A 20981-nucleotide genomic window follows, 5' to 3' on the forward strand; every position below is an offset into this window, starting at 1 on the left:
TCCCTTGGAAATGTAAATAATAATGCTTCTCAATAGTATTTTTGCTTGAAAATAAATGTCTAAAATTACCAAAATTTACGCTAGCCTGGCGAAAAGTGGCCTGTGTGTTCCTTTGATGTCCGCATCTATGCTGACAGTCGCTATCTCTACCAATGCATTTGCAAATGCTGAAAATACGACTAAGAAATCGACTAGTACTAGCGATACACTGGTTGTTATTGCGGATAATAATGCTCAATCTTCACCAGAAGATAGAAAAGTCAGTCGTAATGAAATCAGGGTTAAACAAGCACAAAGTGTCGGTGAGATTTTAAAGAATGTACCGGGCGTACAAGCCGGTCACCCTAGCGCGTTAGGGCAACGCTTCAAAATTCGTGGTATGGATGATCAATTCATCAACGTAACGATTGATGGCGCAAGGCAGGAAGGCTATCACTTCCACCATTCAGGAAACTACGGCATCGACCCTGAAATGCTAAAGCAAGTTGATATCAAAGTCGGCAGTAACAGTATTACCTACGACACTGGTGCTATTGGTGGTGCATTAAAATTTGAGACTGTCGATGCCGGTGATCTGTTAGAGCCAGGGCAACTCTTTGGTGCTAAAGGAAAATTAAACTACTCAAGTAATGGTTCTGAATTCCAACAATCCTTAGCAGCTTATGGTCGATTGGGTGCTGCTGATTTATTAGGTTACTTTACCCATCGCAATATGCACGACTCTAAATCTGGCAGGGATAATAGCGGGCGAGATTCAATTCCGACCGATGGAAGGTTATTCAACTACCTATTAAAAGTGAAATTTAATCTGACAGATGAGCAGTATATTAATGTATCAAAAGAACATTATAAAAATGATGCAGTAACTAGCTTTAGATTGAATTTTGGACAGGATGTCAATAACGGAAATAAAGCGAAATATGCCATTGACCGTGATACCCATAATATCATTTATGGATACACGCCAGTCGATAATGACCTGATTGATTTAAAATTATCCGCTTATCATACTGAACAAACCTCTACCCATATGAAGCCTGCAAATGGAAATGGAGGGGGATTCAATAGCAATGTTGAAACCCAAGGTATTAAGGTTCGTAATACCTCTAGTTTTGATACTCAGAAGCTATCCCATTCTTTAACTTATGGATATGAATATTTCGATACCAGAATGAGGTACACGAAGGCAGAAAAGAATATTTATAAGAAAGAAGTGGAAAAAGCAAACTCATCATCTGTTTATTTAGAAGATGATATCCAGCTTGCTGATTTTCATGTCATACCGGGTATCAGATGGGATCACTATAAATACCATACGATTAATAAACAGGATGAATCGTTTGAGAGAACTTATGCTCGCTTCTCAAAAGCACTCGGTTTGAAATACGAGCTTGGGGCATCCACAACATTATTTGCCAATTATACCGAACTCTTTAGAGGTCCATTGGGCAAAGAGCTGATGGGATTCTCCAACCATAGCAATAACCTGCAAGCCACAACCGGTTACAACCTGGAAACAGGATTGGCAGGTACTTATCCTGGTGTCTTTGCTGACAATGACTCGCTGGTTGTATCAGGTAAAGTATTCCAAACAAACTTTAAAAACCTGTCTACAACTTTAGCCAAGAATGAATTACATAATATCCCGAAAGCCAGACTGCAAGGATTTGAATTAGCGACTGGCTATAAACTGGATAATTTGTCTTTAAAAGCCACATATGCCAAAGTCAATAACAAGATTATTGAAGGTAATGAGCTGCTTGATAAATCCTTTACCAGAGGGTTAGAGTTTGAACCGTCAGTGGGTGATTCTATCACTGTGGGCGGTAGTTATCTGTTTGATAAAACAGATATTGAACTCGGCTGGAATACTCGCTTTGTTATGGCAAAAAATTCCAAAGGTCCAGAGAAAAACAAGATTGTCGGTATACATAAATCTGGATATGGCGTAAGTAATATGTATGTCTCTTGGGCGCCAAAAACCGGAGCATTCAAAAATACCGAACTCCAGTTGGGCATTGATAATATCTTCGATAAACGTCACAACGAACATTCTTATTATCTGAAGACTTACCAGGGACAAGAAGAAAAAGGCCGCACATATAAAGCGACAATTTCTTATAAATTCTAATGGAAATGCCTTAAATACCTTTTGTAACAAGTCTGCGGTTTATCCGCAGACTTTTTCCTAAGATTATTTTCCAATTCACAATTACAGCGTAAAAATCCCAATTAAAGCAATAACAGTCAAAATCGCGGCGGCACCATAAAACACCCACTTACTGGCGGGAACCTGGATTTGCAGATCGTGCATACCGTGATGCAGGCGGTGCAAACCACACCATAAAGGCAAGCTAATCATCAGCAGTAAAAAGATGCGACCAATAAAACTCTGGCAAAATGTCAGGATACGTTCATAAGAAAGCGCTTCTGGGGCTAATCCCAGTGGCAGTAAGATACCCAGCAGCAGAATAATTGCTGGCCCAACAATCGCGCTCCACATGCCGCCGGCACCAAACAGCCCCCAGAAAATCGGCTCATTGGAACGCTTAGGTACTTGATTCATCAAATCCTCCTTGGGGTCAGAAAAACAGGGCTATGCCGAGGATAACGACGGTAGCAATAATCGTGATTGCCCATAGCAGCTTGATAATCGGCTCTGGTGACATTTTCTCATTCTTAACGATGATATTGAGTGCCTTGGGAGCCAGCTCAAACCAGGTTTTGGTATGCAGTAATGTAGCCAGCAGGGTGATGATATTAATCAGCAGCACCAATGGATTTTGCAGAAAAGAGACAAACCCCGCCCAGCTTTCAGGGCCACCTTTCAGGGCAAATAGACCATAAAGTACTAAGACACTGAACCAAACGGTGGGGATGGCTGTCCCTTCACGTAACATATAGAAGCGATAAAAACCCAGTTTACGCCACCAATGAGATTCCATACTACGCACATAAGGCTTACGTTTTGTCGTCATTACTCTCTCCTTCCTTCATTGTGGTTTCAGCATGGAGATAAGGAAATCTTTGGCGCTTTCTGCCTTGCTCTGTTGAATTGCACCAGCAGGATCAACATGTTTCGGACACACTTCAGAGCAGTAACCGACAAAAGTACAAGACCAGACGCCATTATCGCTGTTGATTTGCGGCATCCGTTCTTTCTTACCGTGATCGCGGTTATCAAGGTTATAGCGGTGTGCCAGCGTGACCGCGGCAGGCCCAATGAACTCAGGATTTAAGCCAAATTGAGGGCAGGCGGCATAGCACAGGCCACAGTTGATACAACCGGAAAACTGATGATATTTTGCCATCTGGGCAGGTGTCTGCACATTCGGGCCATCGGTGGGTTTACGATCGTTGCCAATAATATAAGGCTTAATAGCTTCTAGGCTTTCAATAAAGTGAGTCATATCCACAACCAAATCCCGCTCAATGGGGAAATTGCCTAGTGCTTCGACTTTCATTCCTTGAGCATAATCGCGCAGGAACGTTTTACAGGCCAGTTTTGGTACACGGTTTACCATCATGCCGCAGGAACCACAGATTGCCATACGGCAGGACCAGCGGTAAGCGAGGTCAGGCGCCAGATTGTCCTTGATATAACCCAGTGCATCCAGCAGTGAAGTTTGCTCATCGTAAGGCACTTCATAAGTGACGAAATGGGGGTCACTGTCAATTTCCGGGTTATAGCGCATAACTTCCATTTTCAGATTGTTCATCTCAGCCATTCGCTTGCTCCTTCTGTTTCTGCTCTTGTGCAGCTGCTTCGCCTCCATAGACACGTTTCGCTGGTTGAGATTTGGTGATCTTCACATCACTGTATTCCAGACGTGGTGCTCCCTCTGGGTTATAGAACGCCAGTGTATGTTTCAGGAAGTTCTCATCATCACGTTCGGTACAGCCTTCATCAAGGCGTTGGTGGGCGCCGCGGGATTCTTTGCGATTCATGGCGGAATGCGCCATACATTCAGCGACGTCCAAACCAAATCCTAATTCAATGGTGTAGAGCAGATCGGTATTGAATACACTGGAACGGTCGCTAATTTCGATATGTCTGAAGCGTTCTTTCAGTTCGGCAATTTTATCGATGGTTTTTTGCATCAGCGCTGGTGTACGATAAATTCCACAGCCTTCTTCCATTGAAGTTCCCAGTTCATCACGGATTTTCGCCCAGTTTTCGCCGCCTTTCTGATTCAGCAACTTATTGAGTTTATCTTCAACATCACGAGATTGAGCATCCAATACGCTATTATTGGCGGGTTTCACTTCCTGGATATGTTTGACTGCTTCTTCACCGGCCAGGCGGCCAAAGACAACTAATTCAGCCAGCGAGTTAGAGCCGAGGCGGTTTGCACCATGCAAGCCAACAGAAGAGCATTCACCGATAGCGAACAACCCTTTGATGCGAGTTTCACCCTGTTGATTCGTTTCGATTCCGCCCATCGTGTAATGTGCAGTTGGACGAACAGGGATTGGTTCTTTGACCGGATCAACCCCGACATAGGCTTTTGCCAGCTCACAGATAAATGGCAGACGTTCGAGCAGCTTTTTCTCACCTAAATGACGCAAATCCAGATGTACTACATCGCCACGCGGCGTTGGGATGGTGCGGCCTGCCCGCCATTCATGCCAGAACGCCTGAGACACTTTGTCACGTGGGCCTAATTCCATATATTTGTTTTCAGGATGTCCAAGTGGCGTTTCTGGCCCCAGGCCATAATCTTGTAGATAACGATAGCCATCTTTGTTCACTAGAATCCCGCCTTCACCACGACAGCCTTCGGTCATCAAAATACCGGAACCCGGCAGGCCGGTTGGGTGATATTGCACAAATTCCATATCGCGTAATGGTATACCGTGACGGAACGCAATTCCCATGCCATCACCCGTGACAATGCCGCCATTCGTGTTATAGCGGTATACACGTCCGGCACCGCCAGTCGCCATAATGACCGCATTAGCGCGGATTTGCACTTTCGTTCCTTCCATCATATTTAGCGCAACTAACCCGCGTGCTTGTCCTTCATCCACTAAAATATCGAGGACAAAATGCTCATCAAAGCGCTGGATTTGTGGATACTTAAGTGAAGTCTGGAACAGTGTATGGAGCATGTGGAAACCCGTTTTATCGGCGGCAAACCATGTGCGCTCAATTTTCATGCCCCCGAAACGACGTACGTTCACAGAGCCGTCATTCTTGCGGCTCCATGGGCAGCCCCATTGCTCCAATTGGATCATTTCTGTTGGGCAATGCTTGACGAAATATTCAACCACATCTTGCTCACACAGCCAGTCACCACCGGATACCGTGTCATTGAAGTGAAAATCATAGGAATCGTGCGATTGAGTAACTGCGGCAGATCCGCCTTCTGCGGCTACCGTATGGCTACGCATAGGGTAAACTTTTGAGAGCAAGGCGATTTTGATCTGGGGATTAGCTTCAGCCGCCGCGATGGCAGCTCGTAGCCCAGCACCGCCGGCTCCAATAATCGCGAGGTCGACATTGAAGGTTTGCACTGCTCTTCTCCATTGTTCAAGTGGAAGTCAATCTACTATTTTTTATATGGTTTAATTATAGCGAAGAGTGTAGGAGGCAAATTTGATATGGATACGGGTTTTGCGGGTTTTTACCTGTAAAATGTGATCTAACGCATATTTCTGCCTATTTTAAGGTTGCATGTTAATAGAGGTCATGACTTCATTAATAGGGTTTATATAAAATTAAATAATGAAATTAATTAATTTGGATAACAATATGGTTTTTATTATAATTTTATATGGTTAATCCTTTTTTATTGATATGGAACATTAGAATACAGATATATAATTAAAAATAATTTTAATTAAATTTTTATATTTATGTGATTGACAGATAATAGTATCTTTACTTTGTAATAACATTTGATTTAACTACGGTTGACTATAGATGAACACTATATTCTGAATATAAATAAATGGATAACGAATATAGTTAACAAGGCTGAAAATTAAAAAATTAAGTGTATAAAGAATAAGGGCATGAAGAAATTGAGGACAATGAATTGTCTGGTACGCTTGATAAAGGTAAACTGCGCGTTTTGTTTTATTTTGGAGTCATAGGAATATGAACGAAAACGCGAATTGGCAGCCAAGTGCCCCTATCGCCAATTTATTGAAAAGGGCAGAGATTTTAGCAGAAATACGGCGCTTTTTCGCAGATCGTGGGGTGTTAGAAGTTGAAACGCCTGCCATGAGTCAGGCGACTGTCACCGACGTTCATCTGGTACCTTTCCAGACACAGTTCGTTGGGCCGGGAGCGGCGGATGGCTTGACTCTGTACCTGATGACTAGCCCTGAATACCATATGAAACGTCTGCTGGCAGCCGGCAGCGGTTCTATTTATCAGATGGGGAAAAGTTTCCGCAATGAGGAAGCAGGTCGTCATCATAATCCAGAGTTCACCATGCTGGAATGGTATCGTCCCCACTACGACATGTATCGCCTGATGAATGAAGTCGATGATCTGTTGCAACAGATTCTGGATTGTGAAAGTGCTGAGTCGCTTTCTTACCAACAGGCTTTCATGCGATATCTGGAGATTGACCCCCTCACCGCAAGCAAAGAAAAATTGCGTGAAGTGGCGGCGAAACTCGATCTCAGCAATATCGCTGATCAGGAAGAAGATCGGGATACCTTATTGCAATTACTGTTTGTTATGGGCGTAGAAACTCAGATTGGTATTGAAAAACCAACGTTTATCTATCATTTCCCAGCATCTCAAGCGGCATTGGCGGAAATCAGCAAGGGAGATCACCGTGTTGCGGAGCGTTTTGAAGTCTATTTTAAAGGCATGGAGTTGGCGAATGGCTTTCGGGAACTGACCGACAGCAATGAACAACGTCTTCGTTTCGAACAGGATAACCGTAAGCGTGAAGAGATGGGCTTGCCGGTGCAGCCAATTGATGAATACTTGCTTGCTGCTCTTGCCCACGGAATGCCTGAATGTGCAGGTGTAGCATTAGGGGTGGATCGTTTGATTATGCTGGCATTGGGCGCTGAGCGGATTAGTGAGGTTATCGCTTTTCCTGTGGGGATCTCGTAACAAAATCATTTAATTGATGTAATTAATTAGTTATAGGGCAGTCCTGAACTGCCCTACGCTATTATGGCTTTAGCCAGTTTAAGTCGCGTTAGCGTCTTAAACATAAAACCACCCGCTTTGCGGGTGGAGTTCAAAGGTTATACCAAGAAAAACACCTTTCCGTTACGATATAGATGTTCAAGCTAATACTCGTAACTCAAATAAGGAAAGGTGTTTATGGGCATTAAAGCACAAAGCTCAGCGCATACAAAGTGGCTGTGTAAATACCATATCGTCTTTTCGCCGAAATATAGACGGAAAGTGATTTTTAATAATATTCGTTCAAGTGTGGGAGAGATCCTCAGAGACCTTTGTAAGTATAAAGGTGTGGAAATAATCGAAGGTCATCTCATGCCAGATCATGTTCATATGTTGGTGAGTATTCCACCAAAGCTAAGCGTTTCAAGCTTTATGGGATATTTGAAGGGTAAAAGTTCGTTGATGATCTTTGATAGACACGCCAATTTAAAATATAAATTTGGCAACAGAAAGTTTTGGGCGGAAGGGTTCTATGTCAGTACGGTAGGGCTAAATGAAGCGACAATTCAAAAGTATATCAGAGAGCAAGAAAAGTCGGATTTAATCTCGGATAAATTGAGTAGTAAAGAGCATGTAGACCCCTTCAAGGGGTAGGCCAAAGCAGCAAAGACACTTAGCTTGAACGAAGAGAAAGCAGCGTCATTTAGGCGCAGTCGGTAACAAGCCCTTATAGGGCAAGAGCAAACCACCCGTTATACGGGTGGTTATGATTTACACTGATTATTTATGTTCGTGATGTTTTCTCAGGAACTTCACGGCTAAATCAGGGAAATCTGTGAAGGCCCCATCGACATTAGCTTTGTCGAAAACGATATCAAACAATTGGTTGCCGCTGGTGGCATATTTTGGCAATTGATCGATACGAATGGTATATGGGTGTACCGCCATATGACTAGCGTGAGCCTCTTTTACCATGCCAGTTAATTTAATGTTGCTTGGCGTAGAATCACTGGCGATAAGCATATGGTAATCAGGGCCAATTCCATCAGCATATTTCGCTACTTCTTTCATCGCGCCAGGTTTAAACATCCAGTCATAACTATAATTCTGCCATGTACCATCTGATTTTTGTTCGTACGTTTCCTTCCAGTCGGTGTAAGCAATAAGCTGAATCAGTTTCAGATCCATTCCCAGTTTCGGTTCTAGTTCATTTTTGATGCGCTTGAGTTCATTGGCATCAAAACATTGCAGATAAACTTTATCGCTCTTTTTGGTGTAACCATATTGTTTCAGAACTTCCAGCACCTTGCTTGTAATATCTTTGCCTTCTTGACGATGGAACCACGGTGCTTTGATTTCAGGATAAATGCCAATGTCTTTGCCCGTGGATTTATTCAGACCTTGAATAAACTCAAGCTCTTCCTGAAAGGTATGGATGCGGAAATCTGATTTACCCATTGGGAAACGCCCAGGATAGCTTTGGATCTTTTTGCCATCCTTGATATCAAAACCTTCAGTAAATTTCAGTGACTTAATTTCTGGCAGGGTAAAGTCGATGGCATAATAGCGACCATCAGCACGGGCGCGGTCTGGAAAACGTTCAGCGACATCCGTTACGCGATCAAGATAGTGATCGTGCAGTACAATAAGCTGGTCATCTTTGGTCATGACCAGATCTTGCTCAAGATAATCCGCACCTTGTGCATAGGCCATTGCTTTAGCAGGTAATGTATGTTCAGGCAAATAACCACTGGCGCCACGATGGGCGATAACGATTTTATCTGCTGCATGTGCAATGCTTGACATGGATGATGCTAACAGAATACCGGCCATAATCGCCTTAATAGGGGTCTGCATTGAGGTTCTCCATTTATTCTAATAAAAGTCTTAAACAAAAAAATTAGGTTACTTACCATCTTACTGATTTTTCGTCAGCCGCCAGAAAAATAGGATAATCATTCGAGTCGATTTTTATAGAAAATAATGACGTAACACAATCCTGAATATTAGTTTTATCAGCAGTATGTCACAGTTTTATGACATAAAAATTTTCTCTAAGTTCTGTTTATATCCCGTTTTATTCTGACTGTTATTAAATTAACAAAATTCTAATATAGAATGAATTTTTTATTACAAATGAAGGAGCTAATGGAAAAGCATTAGCTTACATAATATGAGAATAAAATGTGTAAAATATGGATTGCATAATGATATTAATATTCTCGTAATTCCTGTGATTAAGATTGAACATCTTGAAAGTGCTAAATCACAAGACTGTTAATACAGTATGGATATAAAGAAGATATTCATAAGTAAAGTCAGCAATATATTATAATATATTTCATTGCTCTATAACCCGTGAGATCGCAGTACAACGCTATTGTACTGCGATTGGTAGGGTTATTGATCCGTGTCTTTCCGTTAATCACTGGCCTTGACGAGCAATTTCCTGTTTATGTTTGCTTTCGCTTAACATAACAAACAACAGCAAAATAACAGAGAGGATGCTACCACCGATCATAACCATAAAGCCACCGTCCCAACCGAAATAGTCAACGGTATAGCCGACGATGATACTGGCCGCAACTGAACCACCTAGGTAGCCAAACAGACCGGTAAAGCCGGCGGCTGTTCCTGCTGCTTTTTTCGGAGCCAATTCCAGGGCGTGCAGGCCGATTAGCATCACTGGACCGTAAATCAGGAAGCCGATAACCAGCATACAGAGCATATCAATATCAGGGTTACCTTCTGGATTCAGCCAGAATACGATAGTAGCGATAGTGACAAGGGTCATGAAGAATACGCCAGTGGCACCACGGTTGCCTTTAAATACTTTGTCAGACATCCAACCACATAGCAGCGTACCTGGGATGCCGGCGTATTCATACAGGAAGTAAGCCCAGGAAGACTTATCCATGGTAAAGTCTTTCACTTCCTTCAAGTAAGTGGGTGACCAGTCAAGAATACCGTAGCGCAGTAAATAGACGAATACGTTGGCAACAGCGATCATCCATAACAATTTGTTCGGCAAAACGTACTGCATGAAAATTTCTTTTGCTGTCAGTTCTTTTTCGTTTTTTTCCGTATAATCGGGTGGATAGTCGTTTTTATACTCCTCGATGGCTGGTAAGCCACAGGATTGTGGTGTATCGCGCATTAAAGCGAAAACGATGATTGCCACGATGATAGCCGCAAAGGCTGGCATGTAAAACGCGGCCTTCCAGTCATTGAACCAGGCCATGCCCAACATGAACAGCAATGGTGGCACGCCTCCGCCAACGTTATGGGCACAGTTCCAGACAGAAACAATTCCACCACGTTCTTTCTGTGACCACCAGTGAACCATAGTACGTCCACAAGGAGGCCAACCCATGCCCTGGAACCAGCCGCAGAGGAACAGCAGAGAAAACATGATAGCAATGCTGGAAGTAGCCCATGGCACAAAGCCCATAATCAACATCACTATTGCCGCCAGTATCAAACCTGCGGGCAGGAAAACACGTGGATTCGAGCGGTCGGAAACGGAACCCATGATGAATTTTGAGAATCCGTACGCAATTGATATACCTGACAAGGCAAAGCCAAGATCCCCCTTAGAAAAGCCTTGTTCGATCAAGGAAGGTATGGCGAGAGCAAAGTTTTTTCTTACCAGGTAGTAAGCTGCATATCCGAAGAAGATCCCTATAAAAATTTGCCAGCGCAAGCGACGATAGAGTGGATCTATTTCCTGCGCAGGCAACCGAGCCTTATGAGGCGCCGGCTTGAAAATACTTAACATATTTTTGTCTCCACGTGACTTTTGTATGAGCGAATCACCACCATCAAACAGTGATGGCGTTAAACGAAAAATTTTAGCTATTTATTTTCTATATCGAAGCTAATATTAGCTGAAAACAACCTTGTATGACTGTGAGGTGTCGCTAACATATAGATATAATTTCGCAAAGTCGATAATTTTGAGTGATTTAGCACTTTTTTTTAATACAATTTATTTGTATTAGTGTGATAAGTGTCACAAGAAAAGGCCTTTTTGGTTATTTTTTATTTTTGCACGTTTAAAGTTTGTATGTATTCTCGACCAAATAAACGCTCATGATTATTAGGGGAATATGTCTGATGTATTAACCATGAAAAAGTCAAGTAAATATAACCCACACAAATGTGCCTATTATAAAAGTTATTTAATAAATAACTGTTGGTATTTTTCTGTCTGTTGTTTTTAACAAGTAGTACTATTTTCCTAATGGTGTTTTAAATAACATTCTCACTTATTCATCTGATTTGTTTTTATTTACATGCTTTGCGTTTTTTATAACGTGGTTATAAATAAAATGTTTGAAATTAAAATTCAAAATGGTAGATATTACTACAAATAGTTATTCATGCTCATGATCGCAGTTTTCATGCAGAGTTTGATGACTATTTTATGATATAAAACATAATAATATCAGTATGTTAATTAAATTTGGTTGCAGGTTGTATAGGCGTAATACATTCTGTCTTCCAAATAATGATTGGCTTTATTTAAGTTGATTGTTTAATTAATAAAAGATTACAAATTAATACTAATTAATATATTTATTAAATTCGCAATAAATTTTTGCAATTTATTTTTCTAATCCAGTTGGTGTCAACGTAAGGTATTTGAGAATACTGAATACAGACAAAAACTGGAAGATAACGACTACCAGCACTGATGCCTCTATTCATCATGAAAAGTGATGAAACCAATGGGGCTCAGAATGAGAGCATCATTATGAATACTTACACACACAAGGCAATATTACACACAGCATTTACTACTGGGCAAAAGAATTTTCCTGCTGTTGAACCTGAATTTAATCGTAATATCAGTCATATAACAGCAAAGCTAGCACCGTGGTTTAAGAACGAGCCTTCTCAGTTAGCTGAGTTGGAAAAAAGTATATCCAATGAGATAGCTGTTTCTGATCACCATGAAACGCTGACATTTGGTGAATTGGATCAATGCATTGAAAAAGCGTTTTCACTGAGGATTCCGGCTTCTGCCGTCTATGTTGAGCCGACGGTTGCCAGAATAGCCGCTATTCTGGATGAAATGTTCGCTGAACGTCAGGCAAATCCTGCTCAGGTTGTAGGAACATACCATAGTGAAGCGTTAATTCGTCAGCATGCTGAGACACTCAGGAATGATGTTTACCTAAAAGAAGAGGTTTGTCCTGATGGGTTGACTCATGCCAATTGGTATCAGCCAGATAAAGTATTACTGACAGGTGCGACCGGATATCTTGGGCTGCACTTGCTGGAACAGTTACTGAAACAGACCTCGGCCAGAATTATTTGCTTGTGCCGTGCATCTGATGCAGAACATGCCCGTGAAAGAATCAAGTCTGGATTCAAAAATTACCACATTGATGTGGGCAACGGGCTTGAGCGTGTAGATTTTATTATCGGTGATTTGGGACAACCGCGTTTTGGTTTATTACCGGAGTCATGGATGCAACTGGCAGAAGAGGTTGATGTTATTTACCACAACGGAGCGTTGGTTAATTTCATCTATCCTTATAGTGCCCTGAAAAATATCAACGTTGACAGTACCCGAACAGCATTGGAACTGACCTGTACTGCGCGCTTAAAACATTTTCACTATGTCTCCTCTGTAAATGCACTGTATGCCACGCAGTCGCCTCGCCCCTATATGGAAGATGATCGTGCCATGAGTGAGTCGGTTTGTGATCCTTCCGGTTATTCAGGAAGTAAATGGGTATCTGAAGGGATCATTAATATTGCCCGTCAAAGGGGAATTCCCGTTAGCATTTATCGGCCAGGATTGATCCTCGGACATACCCTTACAGGAGCGGCACAGGTTAATGATTATCTGATTGCCTCTTTGAAAGGTTATTTGACGATGGGTTTTTATCCCGACCATGCCTTATTGCTGGATATCGTTCCGGTGGATTATGTGGCGGCTTCACTGGTGCATATCTCTAAACAGGCGGTGTCCAATGGGAAATTCTTTAATCTGTTCAATCCAAAGCAGGTTTCTATCCGGCAATTTTTCGGTTGGGTGCAAGATTTTGGTTATATCCTCAATCCTGTGCCATTTAATGAGGGTAAAGATAAGATCATGGCGCTAGATGATACTCATCCATTATATCCCTTGCTCCCACTGATCAGAGAGATGACTGAAAGACCTTATCGTGCATTAGATCCGGCTTATGTTGATGAACTTTGCCCTGAGTTGGAACTGAAAAATACGCTGGCGGGGTTAGCGGGAAGTCATATCCGTTGCCCCACAATTACAGCTGGATACATCCATCAAGTATTACGTTATCTGATCGATACCGGATTCTTACCGGCAGCTCTTTCAGAAATTTTCAAGATGGAGGCTGTATCATGGAACGGTTAATCAGCAACGAAACTATGAATTGGATGATCGTTACTAATGGTAAACAGCATTATTCGGTCTGGCCTGTTGAATATGAAATCCCGATAGGATGGAGGGTAATTGGCAGAACAGGGACGAAAGAAGAATGCTTGAACTATATTGCTAAAATTTGGCAGGAGCCAACAAGATAGATATTGTTGGTTGACATCGTTAACCAAATTATGAGCATGTTCCTGTGGGTTCATGCTCGTTTTATTTCTGCCTCTCAATGAGTTCCCAAGGCGTTGGGGCGCCAGTAAGTTTCAGTTGATGAGTCAATTAAGTATGCTATTCACCTCATTTTGTGAGGCGAATAGCGTTGTTATTTGCTTCATTTCACTTCGTAATCACTTAATACAACCAGTCTTTGCCTACTTGGTCTGCGGCCAAAATGGCGGCGTAAACCTGTTCTGGTGTCACAGCAAATGGCATATTATGAATAGTTTCACCTTCAGCACAGCTTGCAATAGCGACTTGCATGATTTTTTGATGCAGTTTTTCACTATCACGTAAGCCCAATTGCTCCAGTGTGACTGGTAGCCCGACTTGTACACAGAAATCGAGCACGGCTTCCAACTCTTCACTTGGGCTATTTTCTAAGATCAATTGTGTCAGGGTTCCAAACGCAACTTTTTCGCCGTGGTAGAGGTGATGACACTCTTCCAGCACGGTAAAACCATTGTGGATGGCATGAGCTGCTGCCAATCCCGCACTTTCAAAACCAATGCCACTCAAGTAGGTATTGGCTTCGACAATATTTTCAACGGCTGGTGTACTGACACCTGCTTCTACCGCCAGTTTTGCTTTGTAACCTTCCGCCAGCAAGGTTTCATAACACAGTTTTGCCAATGCCAAACCTGTGGTGGATGTTGCACCGCCAGCCATGGTTGGTTTGTGGGCTGTACTATTGGCGCGTGCCTCAAAATAGGTGGCGAGTGCATCTCCCATACCTGCGACAAGCAAACGAACTGGTGCTTTGGCAATGACATTAGTATCCATTAGCACGATATTGGGGTTTTGTGGATAGAACAGGTAACTGTCGAATTCACCGAGTTCAGTATAAAGAACAGAAAGGGCACTGGTCGGTGCATCGGTTGAAGCAAGGGTAGGAGAAATAATTACGGGTATTTGGGATTCGTATGCAACAGCCTTGGCAGTATCAATCGTTTTTCCTCCCCCGATCCCGATGACAGCCTGACATTGCTGTTCCAACAAAATGGCAGACAAGCGATAGATCTCATTACGGCTGCACTCACCATTGAAAAGTTCGAAATGGCTGGTCACTTCGTGTTCTTCTAGACTCTGGCTGACGGTATCTCCAATAAGGTTCATCACGAAATTATCGGCAATCACGAAGACGTGGTCAGCAAGTATTTTGGTGTATCGACCAATGTGAGATAACGCACCTGGCCCTTGGATATATTTGGATGGAGACTGGATCACTTTCAGCATAAGAAATATTCCTTCTTTACTGGAAACTAGGCATAGAGTGTCACAATACAGGTATAGGGCAGGTTACGAACTGCCCATCCACACTATACGGCAAAATATACAGAGAAGTTATGAGCAAAAGCAGGAAATGAGTGATTTGAGAGGAAATATTGGCGGAACAATTGACACCCTGATTAATTTAGTCAGGGTGCCATTTTTTAGTTGGCTTTGACTAGAGTTTTAACTTCTGTTTGAGCGAAAAAATATTTCAGAATCAAATTCAACAGAATGCCATAAGCTGGCAGGAAGAACAGCATGCAAATAAATAGCTTGAAAGCATAATCCACTAACGCAATTTCTACCCAGTGGGTTGCCATAAATACATCTGTGCTGCGGTAAAATGCGATAAAGAAAAAGGCCAGTGTATCGAGCATATTACCGAAAAACATGGCGGCAGCCGGCGCTATCCACCAGCGGCGTTTCTGGCGAAGACGATTGAAGACACCAACATCCAATATCTGACCGAGCACATAGGCCATAAAACTAGCTGCGGCAATGCGGGCGACAAACACATTAAAGGTTCCCAATATTCCGAATCCTTGCCAGGTTCCCTGGAAAAACAGAGCTGAAATCAGATAAGAAATCAGCAACGCTGGCAGCATAACGGAGATAATGATCCGTCGAGCCAATGGCGCACCATAAATACGTACAGTCAGATCAGTCGCTAAAAAGATAAAGGGAAATGTAAATGCTCCCCAAGTGGTATGAAAGCCAAAAATGGAGATGGGTAATTGCACCAGATAGTTACTGGAAGTAATGATCAAAATGTGAAAAAGCGACAGCCAGATCAGTGCCGTGGCCCGCTGTTGTGCAGTCAATTGCAGCATATTGTACCTTTTTGGTGGATGGGGTGAGGGAACCCAAAAAATTAGTCTGCCTGAAGATCAGGCTGTGGGATCATACGTGCGTTGCGCAATAAAAGTAAAGTACGGTAGTTGGCGATATTTTGTAATATAATCCATTGCCATAGATTGTTTGAACTTACAGAGATTGTTATGTCCGAAGTTTTTGCCAACCCCGACAAGATACTAGATACGTTGGGATTACGTTGTCCGGAGCCAGTAATGATGGTGCGCAAGGCAGTCCGCCATATGGCTGCCGGTCAAACGTTGTTGATCATTGCGGATGATCCGGCAACAACCCGCGATATTCCGGGATTCTGTCGTTTTATGGAGCATGCACTGATTGCCCAGGAAACAGCGCAAACTCCGTATCGATACCTGCTCAGAAAAAGCGAAAATTCTGTTTAATTTAGAAAAGTCTATATAATTAACTGGCGAAAAAAAGAAGCCGTGCTAGGCTTTAAATATGGTATCTGTTTACTTATCACCTCACTGGATGCCATATTTTCTTTTTCCTTAATAGCAACCTATTGTAATTTATTATGGTTTCGAAAAGGTGCAGAGTATTAACATGCACCTTTTCGATTTGTTGTTTTCTTTTTAGGTCAATGTTCCATTTATTATTGCTGTGATTTGTTCCTAAGCAGCCGAACTGCATTTGCTGTTACCAAAGCCGTCGCTCCCGAATCGGCCAGAACTGCCATCCATAGTCCGGTAATACCCAATAGACTCGTAATAAGAAATATCGCCTTTAAACCTAACGCAATGGTGATATTTTGACGGATGTTATAATGGGTTGTTCGAGACAAAGCGATAATTTCAGGTAAACCAGTCAGTCGATTATGCGTCAGAGCGGCATCGGCTGTTTCCAGCGCAACATCAGTACCACTGCCCATAGCAACACCGATAGTGGCGGCTTTCATGGCTGGGGCATCGTTAATACCATCACCGACCATCATGGTATGGTGTTTTTGGTTCAATTCAATGACCGCTTTCACTTTATCTTCAGGCAACAACCCTGCGCGATAATCAATACCCAGCCGATTCGCAATGGCTGCCGCGGCACGGGGATTATCTCCAGTCAGCATTACTGCTTCAACACCTTGTTTTTTCAGGATACGGATAGCGTCTATGGCATCCTGACGTAAGGTGTCTTGCATTGCTATCAGTCCCATAAATTGCCCATTCCGAGTGACAGCAACCGTTGTTTTTCCATTGTCTTCCAACTCAGTGACTCTCTGTTTCCATTGCCCGGACAAAGTATTTTCCGGCAATCTTCCAGGGGCTGCGACGAGAATTTTGTGCCCCGATAATTGCCCTTCCACCCCTATCCCAGCCAGTGCCTTGCGATGTTCAGCCTCAACAATTGTCACCCCTTTGTTTTCTGCGGTATTCAGGATAGCTTTTGCCAGTGGGTGATGGGAACCGCTTTCTACGGCACCAGCCAGTGCCAGCAAGGTTTCTGCACTGATGTTTTCCACCGGTTCAATTTCAGTAACCTGGGGTTTTCCTTCGGTTAAGGTTCCGGTTTTATCCAGTGCAATGGTGTTCACTGAACCAAGTTGTTCCAAAGCTGCCCCACCTTTGATTAGAGAGCCACGACGGGTTGCTGCGGCCAGTGCGGAAGTAATGGCGGCAGGTGTCGAGATGACCAAGGCGCAAGGACAACCAATTAACAGCAGGGTCAGGCCACGATAGATCCAAATTTCCCATGAGCCGGCAAAAAACAGTGGTGGAACCAATACCACCAGTGCTGAGAACAAGATAATCAGCGGAGTGTAGACACGGCTAAATCGGTCGATAAAGCGTTCAATCGGCGCACGACGCTCTTCCGCTTCTTCAATCAGTTGCAGGATGCGGTCAATGGCGTTGTGACCAGGTTCAGAGATCACCTTCATCTGTACGGCACTATCAACAGAAAGACAACCAGCGGCGACTTTCTCTCCTTGCTGCCGCTCAACTGGAACTGATTCACCGGTCAGGGCACTTTCATCAAAACTGGCAAATGGGCTGAGTAGTTCGGCATCGGTAGGTAAGCGAGCACCAGGGGCGATTTCAATGATATCTCCCGGACGCAGATCTGCTGCTGGCACGGTTTCCTTTTTTCCATCTTTAATTAGTAGGGCTTGTTCAGGAACTAATGCCATCAAGGCACTGACGCCACGACGTGCGCGTCCGGCGGCATAGGATTCCAGAATTTCCCCCAACTTGAACAGGAGAATAACCATTGCCGCTTCTGCGGTGGCATCAATAAACAAGGCACCAATGGCAGCAATACTCATCAACGTTTCAATGGCAAAAGGTGAGCCAGAACGGATCAGCTTGAAGGCTTTGGTTGCTACCGGATATAAGCCAATTAATGTAGTGATGATGAAAGCGATCTGCCCTGTGGGAGCATTGACTTTTGATATTCCCCAACTGACGAACATCAAGGCGGCCAGAATCAAAATTGGGGAGAAAGTCTTCCAGTGATTGACTGCCGGAGGCAATTTAGATGCCGAACTTGCCTCCTTGATTTCAAAGCCAGCCTGTTTTACCGCTTGTTCAACAGCAGCACGAATATCAATATCAGCATCGACAACCAGTTTCTCTGTTGTAAATAGTACCTTGACCTGCTTGGCTTCTGGCAGTTTTTTCACGGCATTTTCGATCTTTCCTGCACAGCTTGGGCAATCCATACCTTGGATAGTCCAATTAAAACGCTGTCTCGCTGTTAATTCGGTGATAGCGTTGTCCTGTATGGAATGCGCATGATCGTGTGAACAGTGTGTGCTGCTATGTTCATGGGAATGCGCTGTGTCAGTAGAACAACAAGAATGGCTATCATTTGGCGCAGGAGAGTTATGCGAATGTTCGTGGCTGTGATCGTGATGTTGATGTGAATGCCCACTTACATTATTGGCGATATTCTGATGTTCATCTTTTTGGAGAGATAAAGAATTGTGCTGTGATTGCTTATGTTTTTTGGACGTGGATAACATAGGCGACCCCTTAATTAGAGCTAATCTTAATCATTAACTCTACACTTTGGAGTAAACTCCAGAGTCAAATCCAATAAGAGGAATTCTTTTGATGATTTGTGCTATTTAAAATAGGTTCTCATTATCAATGTCCTTCCTCTTAATGTTATTTGCTCTTCAATCCCTTGGTTAGTAAGGGCAAGCTATTATAGGAATAGTGAACGAATAATCAAAAAGTGTCCGATAAAACCACAGGTAGCAACAATTGCTTTTGATAGTTTAAAAGGGAAGCGATATTGAGCAATGATATTGATACTGTGTGCAAGGAGTAGCAGGATAGCGCCAGCGATGACAGAAAACCGGCTGTCGTTGCTGAGGGAAAAATATTGTTCTCCGGCTACCCAAGCCATCAGTAGTGCCATAATGAAACTATCTACCACCCGCCAACGCATATTATCCAGACGATTCCAGACTGTCAGCATGACTACAATGCCAACGACCAGCAGGATCAAAGGCAGCGGGAAGAAGAAACTAAAGCTCATATGTAAGGCAAAGCTGATGGTGTATAACAGGTAACTCACGAACAGTGTGATGAATGAAAAGAGTAAATACTTACCGGAGAACATGCGGAGCGCATCAGAGAGCAGGGCAGTAAGAAGGCCCGCAATGATAAGGTAACCTGAAACCTCAAGATTGGGTGCTTGGTAGGCCCATAATAATAGAAGCAACATAGTGACGGGACGGAAAACCCATTGCTGCCAGTTGGTGCCACGATAGGCGGCATCAATATATAACCACCCAGAGAAAAACACAGCAAGAAATGGCCAACTCATATTTTTCCTTTCCTTAAAGTTCAACGCCTGTTTTGTCAGGCAATTTTATTTATGATGGGGTTGGTACGGAGAATATCTTGATTTATCGACATTGATTCGTTATTAACGAACGAATAACGTTTTATTATCAAAAACAAAGAACGTCAATGAGTAATTACGCGAATTACTCATTGATGATATTTGCTGTGTTGCTAATCGGCAGAAAACAGGATGAGCTACTGGATATGGGAAGTTATTTTTTCTCCTGTTGTTTCTCTTTTAGTTGTTTTTTCTGCCAGGCCAATAATTCAAAGACGCCGAAAAAGAAGATTTTGGTCTGGAGAAAACCAGACAGCTTTTGATCTTTAGGCTGGGAGTTTTTCAGCAGCAGTAACTGAAAAGCGTGCATGATTACCGTAAATACCATTGCGATATCCATAAAATATCTCAATGGCTTAGGGAATGGGTGAAACAAATTGAAGATCATGATACCCCAAACTAAGATCATGATCCCTCTTCCTAATAGAATAAACATCATCGACTCCAAAATCGTGTTTAAGCTGTTCAGACACCCGATTACGGATGGCGAATATATAACCGATAAGCAACTTGTCCGGCGGTTTTTTGCCGATGCAGTTGCCAGTTTGGGGGAATTTCTGTTGCCGCAGATTCTGCTTCTGTTTCAACATAAATCCAGCTTTCTTCTGCCAGCCAACCATTGGTTTCCAATAAATTGATTGTTTCAGTCAACATTCCCTTACGGAATGGCGGATCGAGGAAAACCACATCAAATGGTGTTCCGGTATTGTTAAGGTATTGTAGTGCATTATCTTGTACCACATCGGCATTTTCAGCTTTTAGTGAGGCTAAGTTAGCCGATAGTTGTTTCGCTACATTGCGATCGTATTCAATTAAGGTAGCGTGACTTGCATAACGTGATAAAGCTTCTAACCCTAGAGCTCCGCTACCTGAAAAACAATCCAGACAACGAGCCCCTTGAATCGTTGGCATAAGCCAGTTAAAAAGTGTCTCGCGGACACGATCTGTTGTTGGACGCAGGCCGTCACTATCAGGAACCGGCAATTTTCTCCCGCGCCATTTTCCGCCAATAATGCGGATTTGTCCCAAAGACGCGCGCTGTGGTTTTTTAGTCATAATTTACATAACTTAAATATTTGTCATCCGACGCTGCTAAATAATATCTGGCGGAGACAAAAAGTGAGTGAAAACGAAGATATTCATTGATTAATTTACCACGAAATCCTCTATAGATATGTGTTGTGGTGTGATGAAAATGTTAGACTGGATTCATTACTGTTAGAACCTATCTCAGTGGATATAACAGCACATATCTAACTTAACCGCGAGGAG

Annotated in this window: 18 protein-coding genes; 6 read left to right on the top strand and 12 right to left on the bottom strand. The window is 42.9% G+C overall.

Annotated elements, in window-relative coordinates; translation table 11 throughout:
- Window positions 1-55 precede the first annotated feature (55 nt).
- Window positions 56-2131 carry a TonB-dependent receptor domain-containing protein gene (locus tag ACE1SE_RS01560; RefSeq protein WP_374052357.1) on the top strand — a complete coding sequence of 692 codons (2076 nt, stop codon included), beginning with the start codon at window positions 56-58 and terminating at the stop codon, window positions 2129-2131.
- A gap of 81 nt (window positions 2132-2212) precedes the next feature.
- On the opposite strand, the gene frdD is transcribed toward ACE1SE_RS01560, so the two are convergent.
- The 4 genes from frdD to frdA are packed head-to-tail and all read right to left on the bottom strand — an operon-like array spanning window position 2213 to window position 5517.
- Window positions 2213-2566, bottom strand: a complete 354-nt coding sequence (gene frdD, locus ACE1SE_RS01565; RefSeq protein ID WP_374052358.1) for a fumarate reductase subunit FrdD — start codon at window positions 2564-2566, stop codon at window positions 2213-2215.
- Window positions 2567-2582: 16 nt separating this feature from the next.
- Window positions 2583-2978 carry a fumarate reductase subunit FrdC gene (gene frdC / locus ACE1SE_RS01570; RefSeq protein ID WP_374052359.1) on the bottom strand — a complete coding sequence of 132 codons (396 nt, stop codon included), beginning with the start codon at window positions 2976-2978 and terminating at the stop codon, window positions 2583-2585.
- Window positions 2979-2993: 15 nt separating this feature from the next.
- Complete coding sequence (locus tag ACE1SE_RS01575) at window positions 2994-3728, bottom strand: succinate dehydrogenase/fumarate reductase iron-sulfur subunit (protein WP_374052360.1); 735 nt, start codon at window positions 3726-3728, stop codon at window positions 2994-2996.
- A complete protein-coding gene (frdA, locus tag ACE1SE_RS01580) occupies window positions 3721-5517 on the bottom strand; it encodes a fumarate reductase (quinol) flavoprotein subunit (protein WP_374052361.1) in 1797 nt (598 codons plus the stop codon). Before frdA ends, ACE1SE_RS01575 begins: the two co-directional genes overlap by 8 nt.
- A gap of 586 nt (window positions 5518-6103) precedes the next feature.
- On the opposite strand from frdA, the gene epmA reads away from it, so the two are divergent.
- Both epmA and tnpA read left to right on the top strand, forming a co-directional pair.
- Window positions 6104-7081, top strand: a complete 978-nt coding sequence (epmA, locus tag ACE1SE_RS01585; RefSeq protein WP_374052362.1) for an elongation factor P--(R)-beta-lysine ligase — start codon at window positions 6104-6106, stop codon at window positions 7079-7081.
- Window positions 7082-7297: 216 nt separating this feature from the next.
- Window positions 7298-7753: an IS200/IS605 family transposase gene (gene tnpA / locus ACE1SE_RS01590; RefSeq protein WP_099118097.1), complete on the top strand. Its 456-nt coding sequence runs from the start codon at window positions 7298-7300 to the stop codon at window positions 7751-7753.
- A gap of 126 nt (window positions 7754-7879) precedes the next feature.
- On the opposite strand, the gene glpQ is transcribed toward tnpA, so the two are convergent.
- Window positions 7880-8956 (bottom strand): glycerophosphodiester phosphodiesterase, encoded by a 1077-nt coding sequence (gene glpQ / locus ACE1SE_RS01595; protein ID WP_374052363.1) that lies wholly within the window; start codon window positions 8954-8956, stop codon window positions 7880-7882.
- A 568-nt stretch (window positions 8957-9524) separates the two neighbouring features.
- Window positions 9525-10877, bottom strand: a complete 1353-nt coding sequence (glpT, locus tag ACE1SE_RS01600; RefSeq protein ID WP_374052364.1) for a glycerol-3-phosphate transporter — start codon at window positions 10875-10877, stop codon at window positions 9525-9527.
- A 978-nt stretch (window positions 10878-11855) separates the two neighbouring features.
- Here glpT and ACE1SE_RS01605 point away from each other — a divergent pair.
- On the top strand, window positions 11856-13487 hold the full coding sequence (locus tag ACE1SE_RS01605; protein ID WP_374052365.1) for a thioester reductase domain-containing protein: 1632 nt from the start codon (window positions 11856-11858) through the stop codon (window positions 13485-13487).
- 23 nt (window positions 13488-13510) lie between these two features.
- Window positions 13511-13657, top strand: coding sequence for an MbtH family NRPS accessory protein (locus ACE1SE_RS01610; protein WP_374053560.1), 147 nt, complete (start codon window positions 13511-13513; stop codon window positions 13655-13657).
- Between the two features lie 199 nt (window positions 13658-13856).
- Here ACE1SE_RS01610 and ACE1SE_RS01615 read toward each other — a convergent pair whose 3' ends face one another.
- Window positions 13857-14957 carry a glycerol dehydrogenase gene (locus ACE1SE_RS01615; protein WP_374052366.1) on the bottom strand — a complete coding sequence of 367 codons (1101 nt, stop codon included), beginning with the start codon at window positions 14955-14957 and terminating at the stop codon, window positions 13857-13859.
- A gap of 197 nt (window positions 14958-15154) precedes the next feature.
- Window positions 15155-15823, bottom strand: a complete 669-nt coding sequence (locus tag ACE1SE_RS01620) for a 7-cyano-7-deazaguanine/7-aminomethyl-7-deazaguanine transporter (RefSeq protein WP_374052367.1) — start codon at window positions 15821-15823, stop codon at window positions 15155-15157.
- A 168-nt stretch (window positions 15824-15991) separates the two neighbouring features.
- Between ACE1SE_RS01620 and tusA the strand changes: the two genes are divergently transcribed.
- Window positions 15992-16246, top strand: coding sequence for a sulfurtransferase TusA (tusA, locus tag ACE1SE_RS01625; protein WP_374052368.1), 255 nt, complete (start codon window positions 15992-15994; stop codon window positions 16244-16246).
- A 212-nt stretch (window positions 16247-16458) separates the two neighbouring features.
- Here tusA and ACE1SE_RS01630 read toward each other — a convergent pair whose 3' ends face one another.
- The 4 genes from ACE1SE_RS01630 to rsmD all read right to left on the bottom strand — a co-directional run bounded on the left by ACE1SE_RS01630 (window position 16459) and on the right by rsmD (window position 20765).
- Window positions 16459-18819 (bottom strand): zinc/cadmium/mercury/lead-transporting ATPase, encoded by a 2361-nt coding sequence (locus ACE1SE_RS01630; RefSeq protein WP_374052369.1) that lies wholly within the window; start codon window positions 18817-18819, stop codon window positions 16459-16461.
- A 185-nt stretch (window positions 18820-19004) separates the two neighbouring features.
- Complete coding sequence (locus tag ACE1SE_RS01635; protein WP_374052370.1) at window positions 19005-19631, bottom strand: lysoplasmalogenase; 627 nt, start codon at window positions 19629-19631, stop codon at window positions 19005-19007.
- Between the two features lie 232 nt (window positions 19632-19863).
- Complete coding sequence (locus ACE1SE_RS01640) at window positions 19864-20145, bottom strand: DUF1145 family protein (protein ID WP_374053561.1); 282 nt, start codon at window positions 20143-20145, stop codon at window positions 19864-19866.
- A gap of 41 nt (window positions 20146-20186) precedes the next feature.
- Window positions 20187-20765 carry a 16S rRNA (guanine(966)-N(2))-methyltransferase gene (gene rsmD, locus ACE1SE_RS01645; protein ID WP_374052371.1) on the bottom strand — a complete coding sequence of 193 codons (579 nt, stop codon included), beginning with the start codon at window positions 20763-20765 and terminating at the stop codon, window positions 20187-20189.
- Between the last annotated feature and the right edge of the window lie 216 nt (window positions 20766-20981).

Source organism: Xenorhabdus taiwanensis (assembly GCF_036512875.1).
Taxonomy (GTDB): domain Bacteria; phylum Pseudomonadota; class Gammaproteobacteria; order Enterobacterales; family Enterobacteriaceae; genus Xenorhabdus; species Xenorhabdus taiwanensis.

Coding starts and splice junctions, on each gene's coding strand:
- rsmD (WP_374052371.1), bottom strand. CDS start 20,765: ATGACTAAAAAACCACAGCGCGCGTCTTTGGGACAAATCCGCATTATT.
- tnpA (WP_099118097.1), top strand. CDS start 7,298: ATGGGCATTAAAGCACAAAGCTCAGCGCATACAAAGTGGCTGTGTAAA.
- epmA (WP_374052362.1), top strand. CDS start 6,104: ATGAACGAAAACGCGAATTGGCAGCCAAGTGCCCCTATCGCCAATTTA.
- ACE1SE_RS01630 (WP_374052369.1), bottom strand. CDS start 18,819: ATGTTATCCACGTCCAAAAAACATAAGCAATCACAGCACAATTCTTTA.
- ACE1SE_RS01635 (WP_374052370.1), bottom strand. CDS start 19,631: ATGAGTTGGCCATTTCTTGCTGTGTTTTTCTCTGGGTGGTTATATATT.
- ACE1SE_RS01640 (WP_374053561.1), bottom strand. CDS start 20,145: ATGTTTATTCTATTAGGAAGAGGGATCATGATCTTAGTTTGGGGTATC.
- ACE1SE_RS01615 (WP_374052366.1), bottom strand. CDS start 14,957: ATGCTGAAAGTGATCCAGTCTCCATCCAAATATATCCAAGGGCCAGGT.
- ACE1SE_RS01605 (WP_374052365.1), top strand. CDS start 11,856: ATGAATACTTACACACACAAGGCAATATTACACACAGCATTTACTACT.
- frdD (WP_374052358.1), bottom strand. CDS start 2,566: ATGAATCAAGTACCTAAGCGTTCCAATGAGCCGATTTTCTGGGGGCTG.
- ACE1SE_RS01575 (WP_374052360.1), bottom strand. CDS start 3,728: ATGGCTGAGATGAACAATCTGAAAATGGAAGTTATGCGCTATAACCCG.
- ACE1SE_RS01560 (WP_374052357.1), top strand. CDS start 56: ATGTCTAAAATTACCAAAATTTACGCTAGCCTGGCGAAAAGTGGCCTG.
- glpQ (WP_374052363.1), bottom strand. CDS start 8,956: ATGCAGACCCCTATTAAGGCGATTATGGCCGGTATTCTGTTAGCATCA.
- frdC (WP_374052359.1), bottom strand. CDS start 2,978: ATGACGACAAAACGTAAGCCTTATGTGCGTAGTATGGAATCTCATTGG.
- tusA (WP_374052368.1), top strand. CDS start 15,992: ATGTCCGAAGTTTTTGCCAACCCCGACAAGATACTAGATACGTTGGGA.
- ACE1SE_RS01620 (WP_374052367.1), bottom strand. CDS start 15,823: ATGCTGCAATTGACTGCACAACAGCGGGCCACGGCACTGATCTGGCTG.
- ACE1SE_RS01610 (WP_374053560.1), top strand. CDS start 13,511: ATGATCGTTACTAATGGTAAACAGCATTATTCGGTCTGGCCTGTTGAA.
- glpT (WP_374052364.1), bottom strand. CDS start 10,877: ATGTTAAGTATTTTCAAGCCGGCGCCTCATAAGGCTCGGTTGCCTGCG.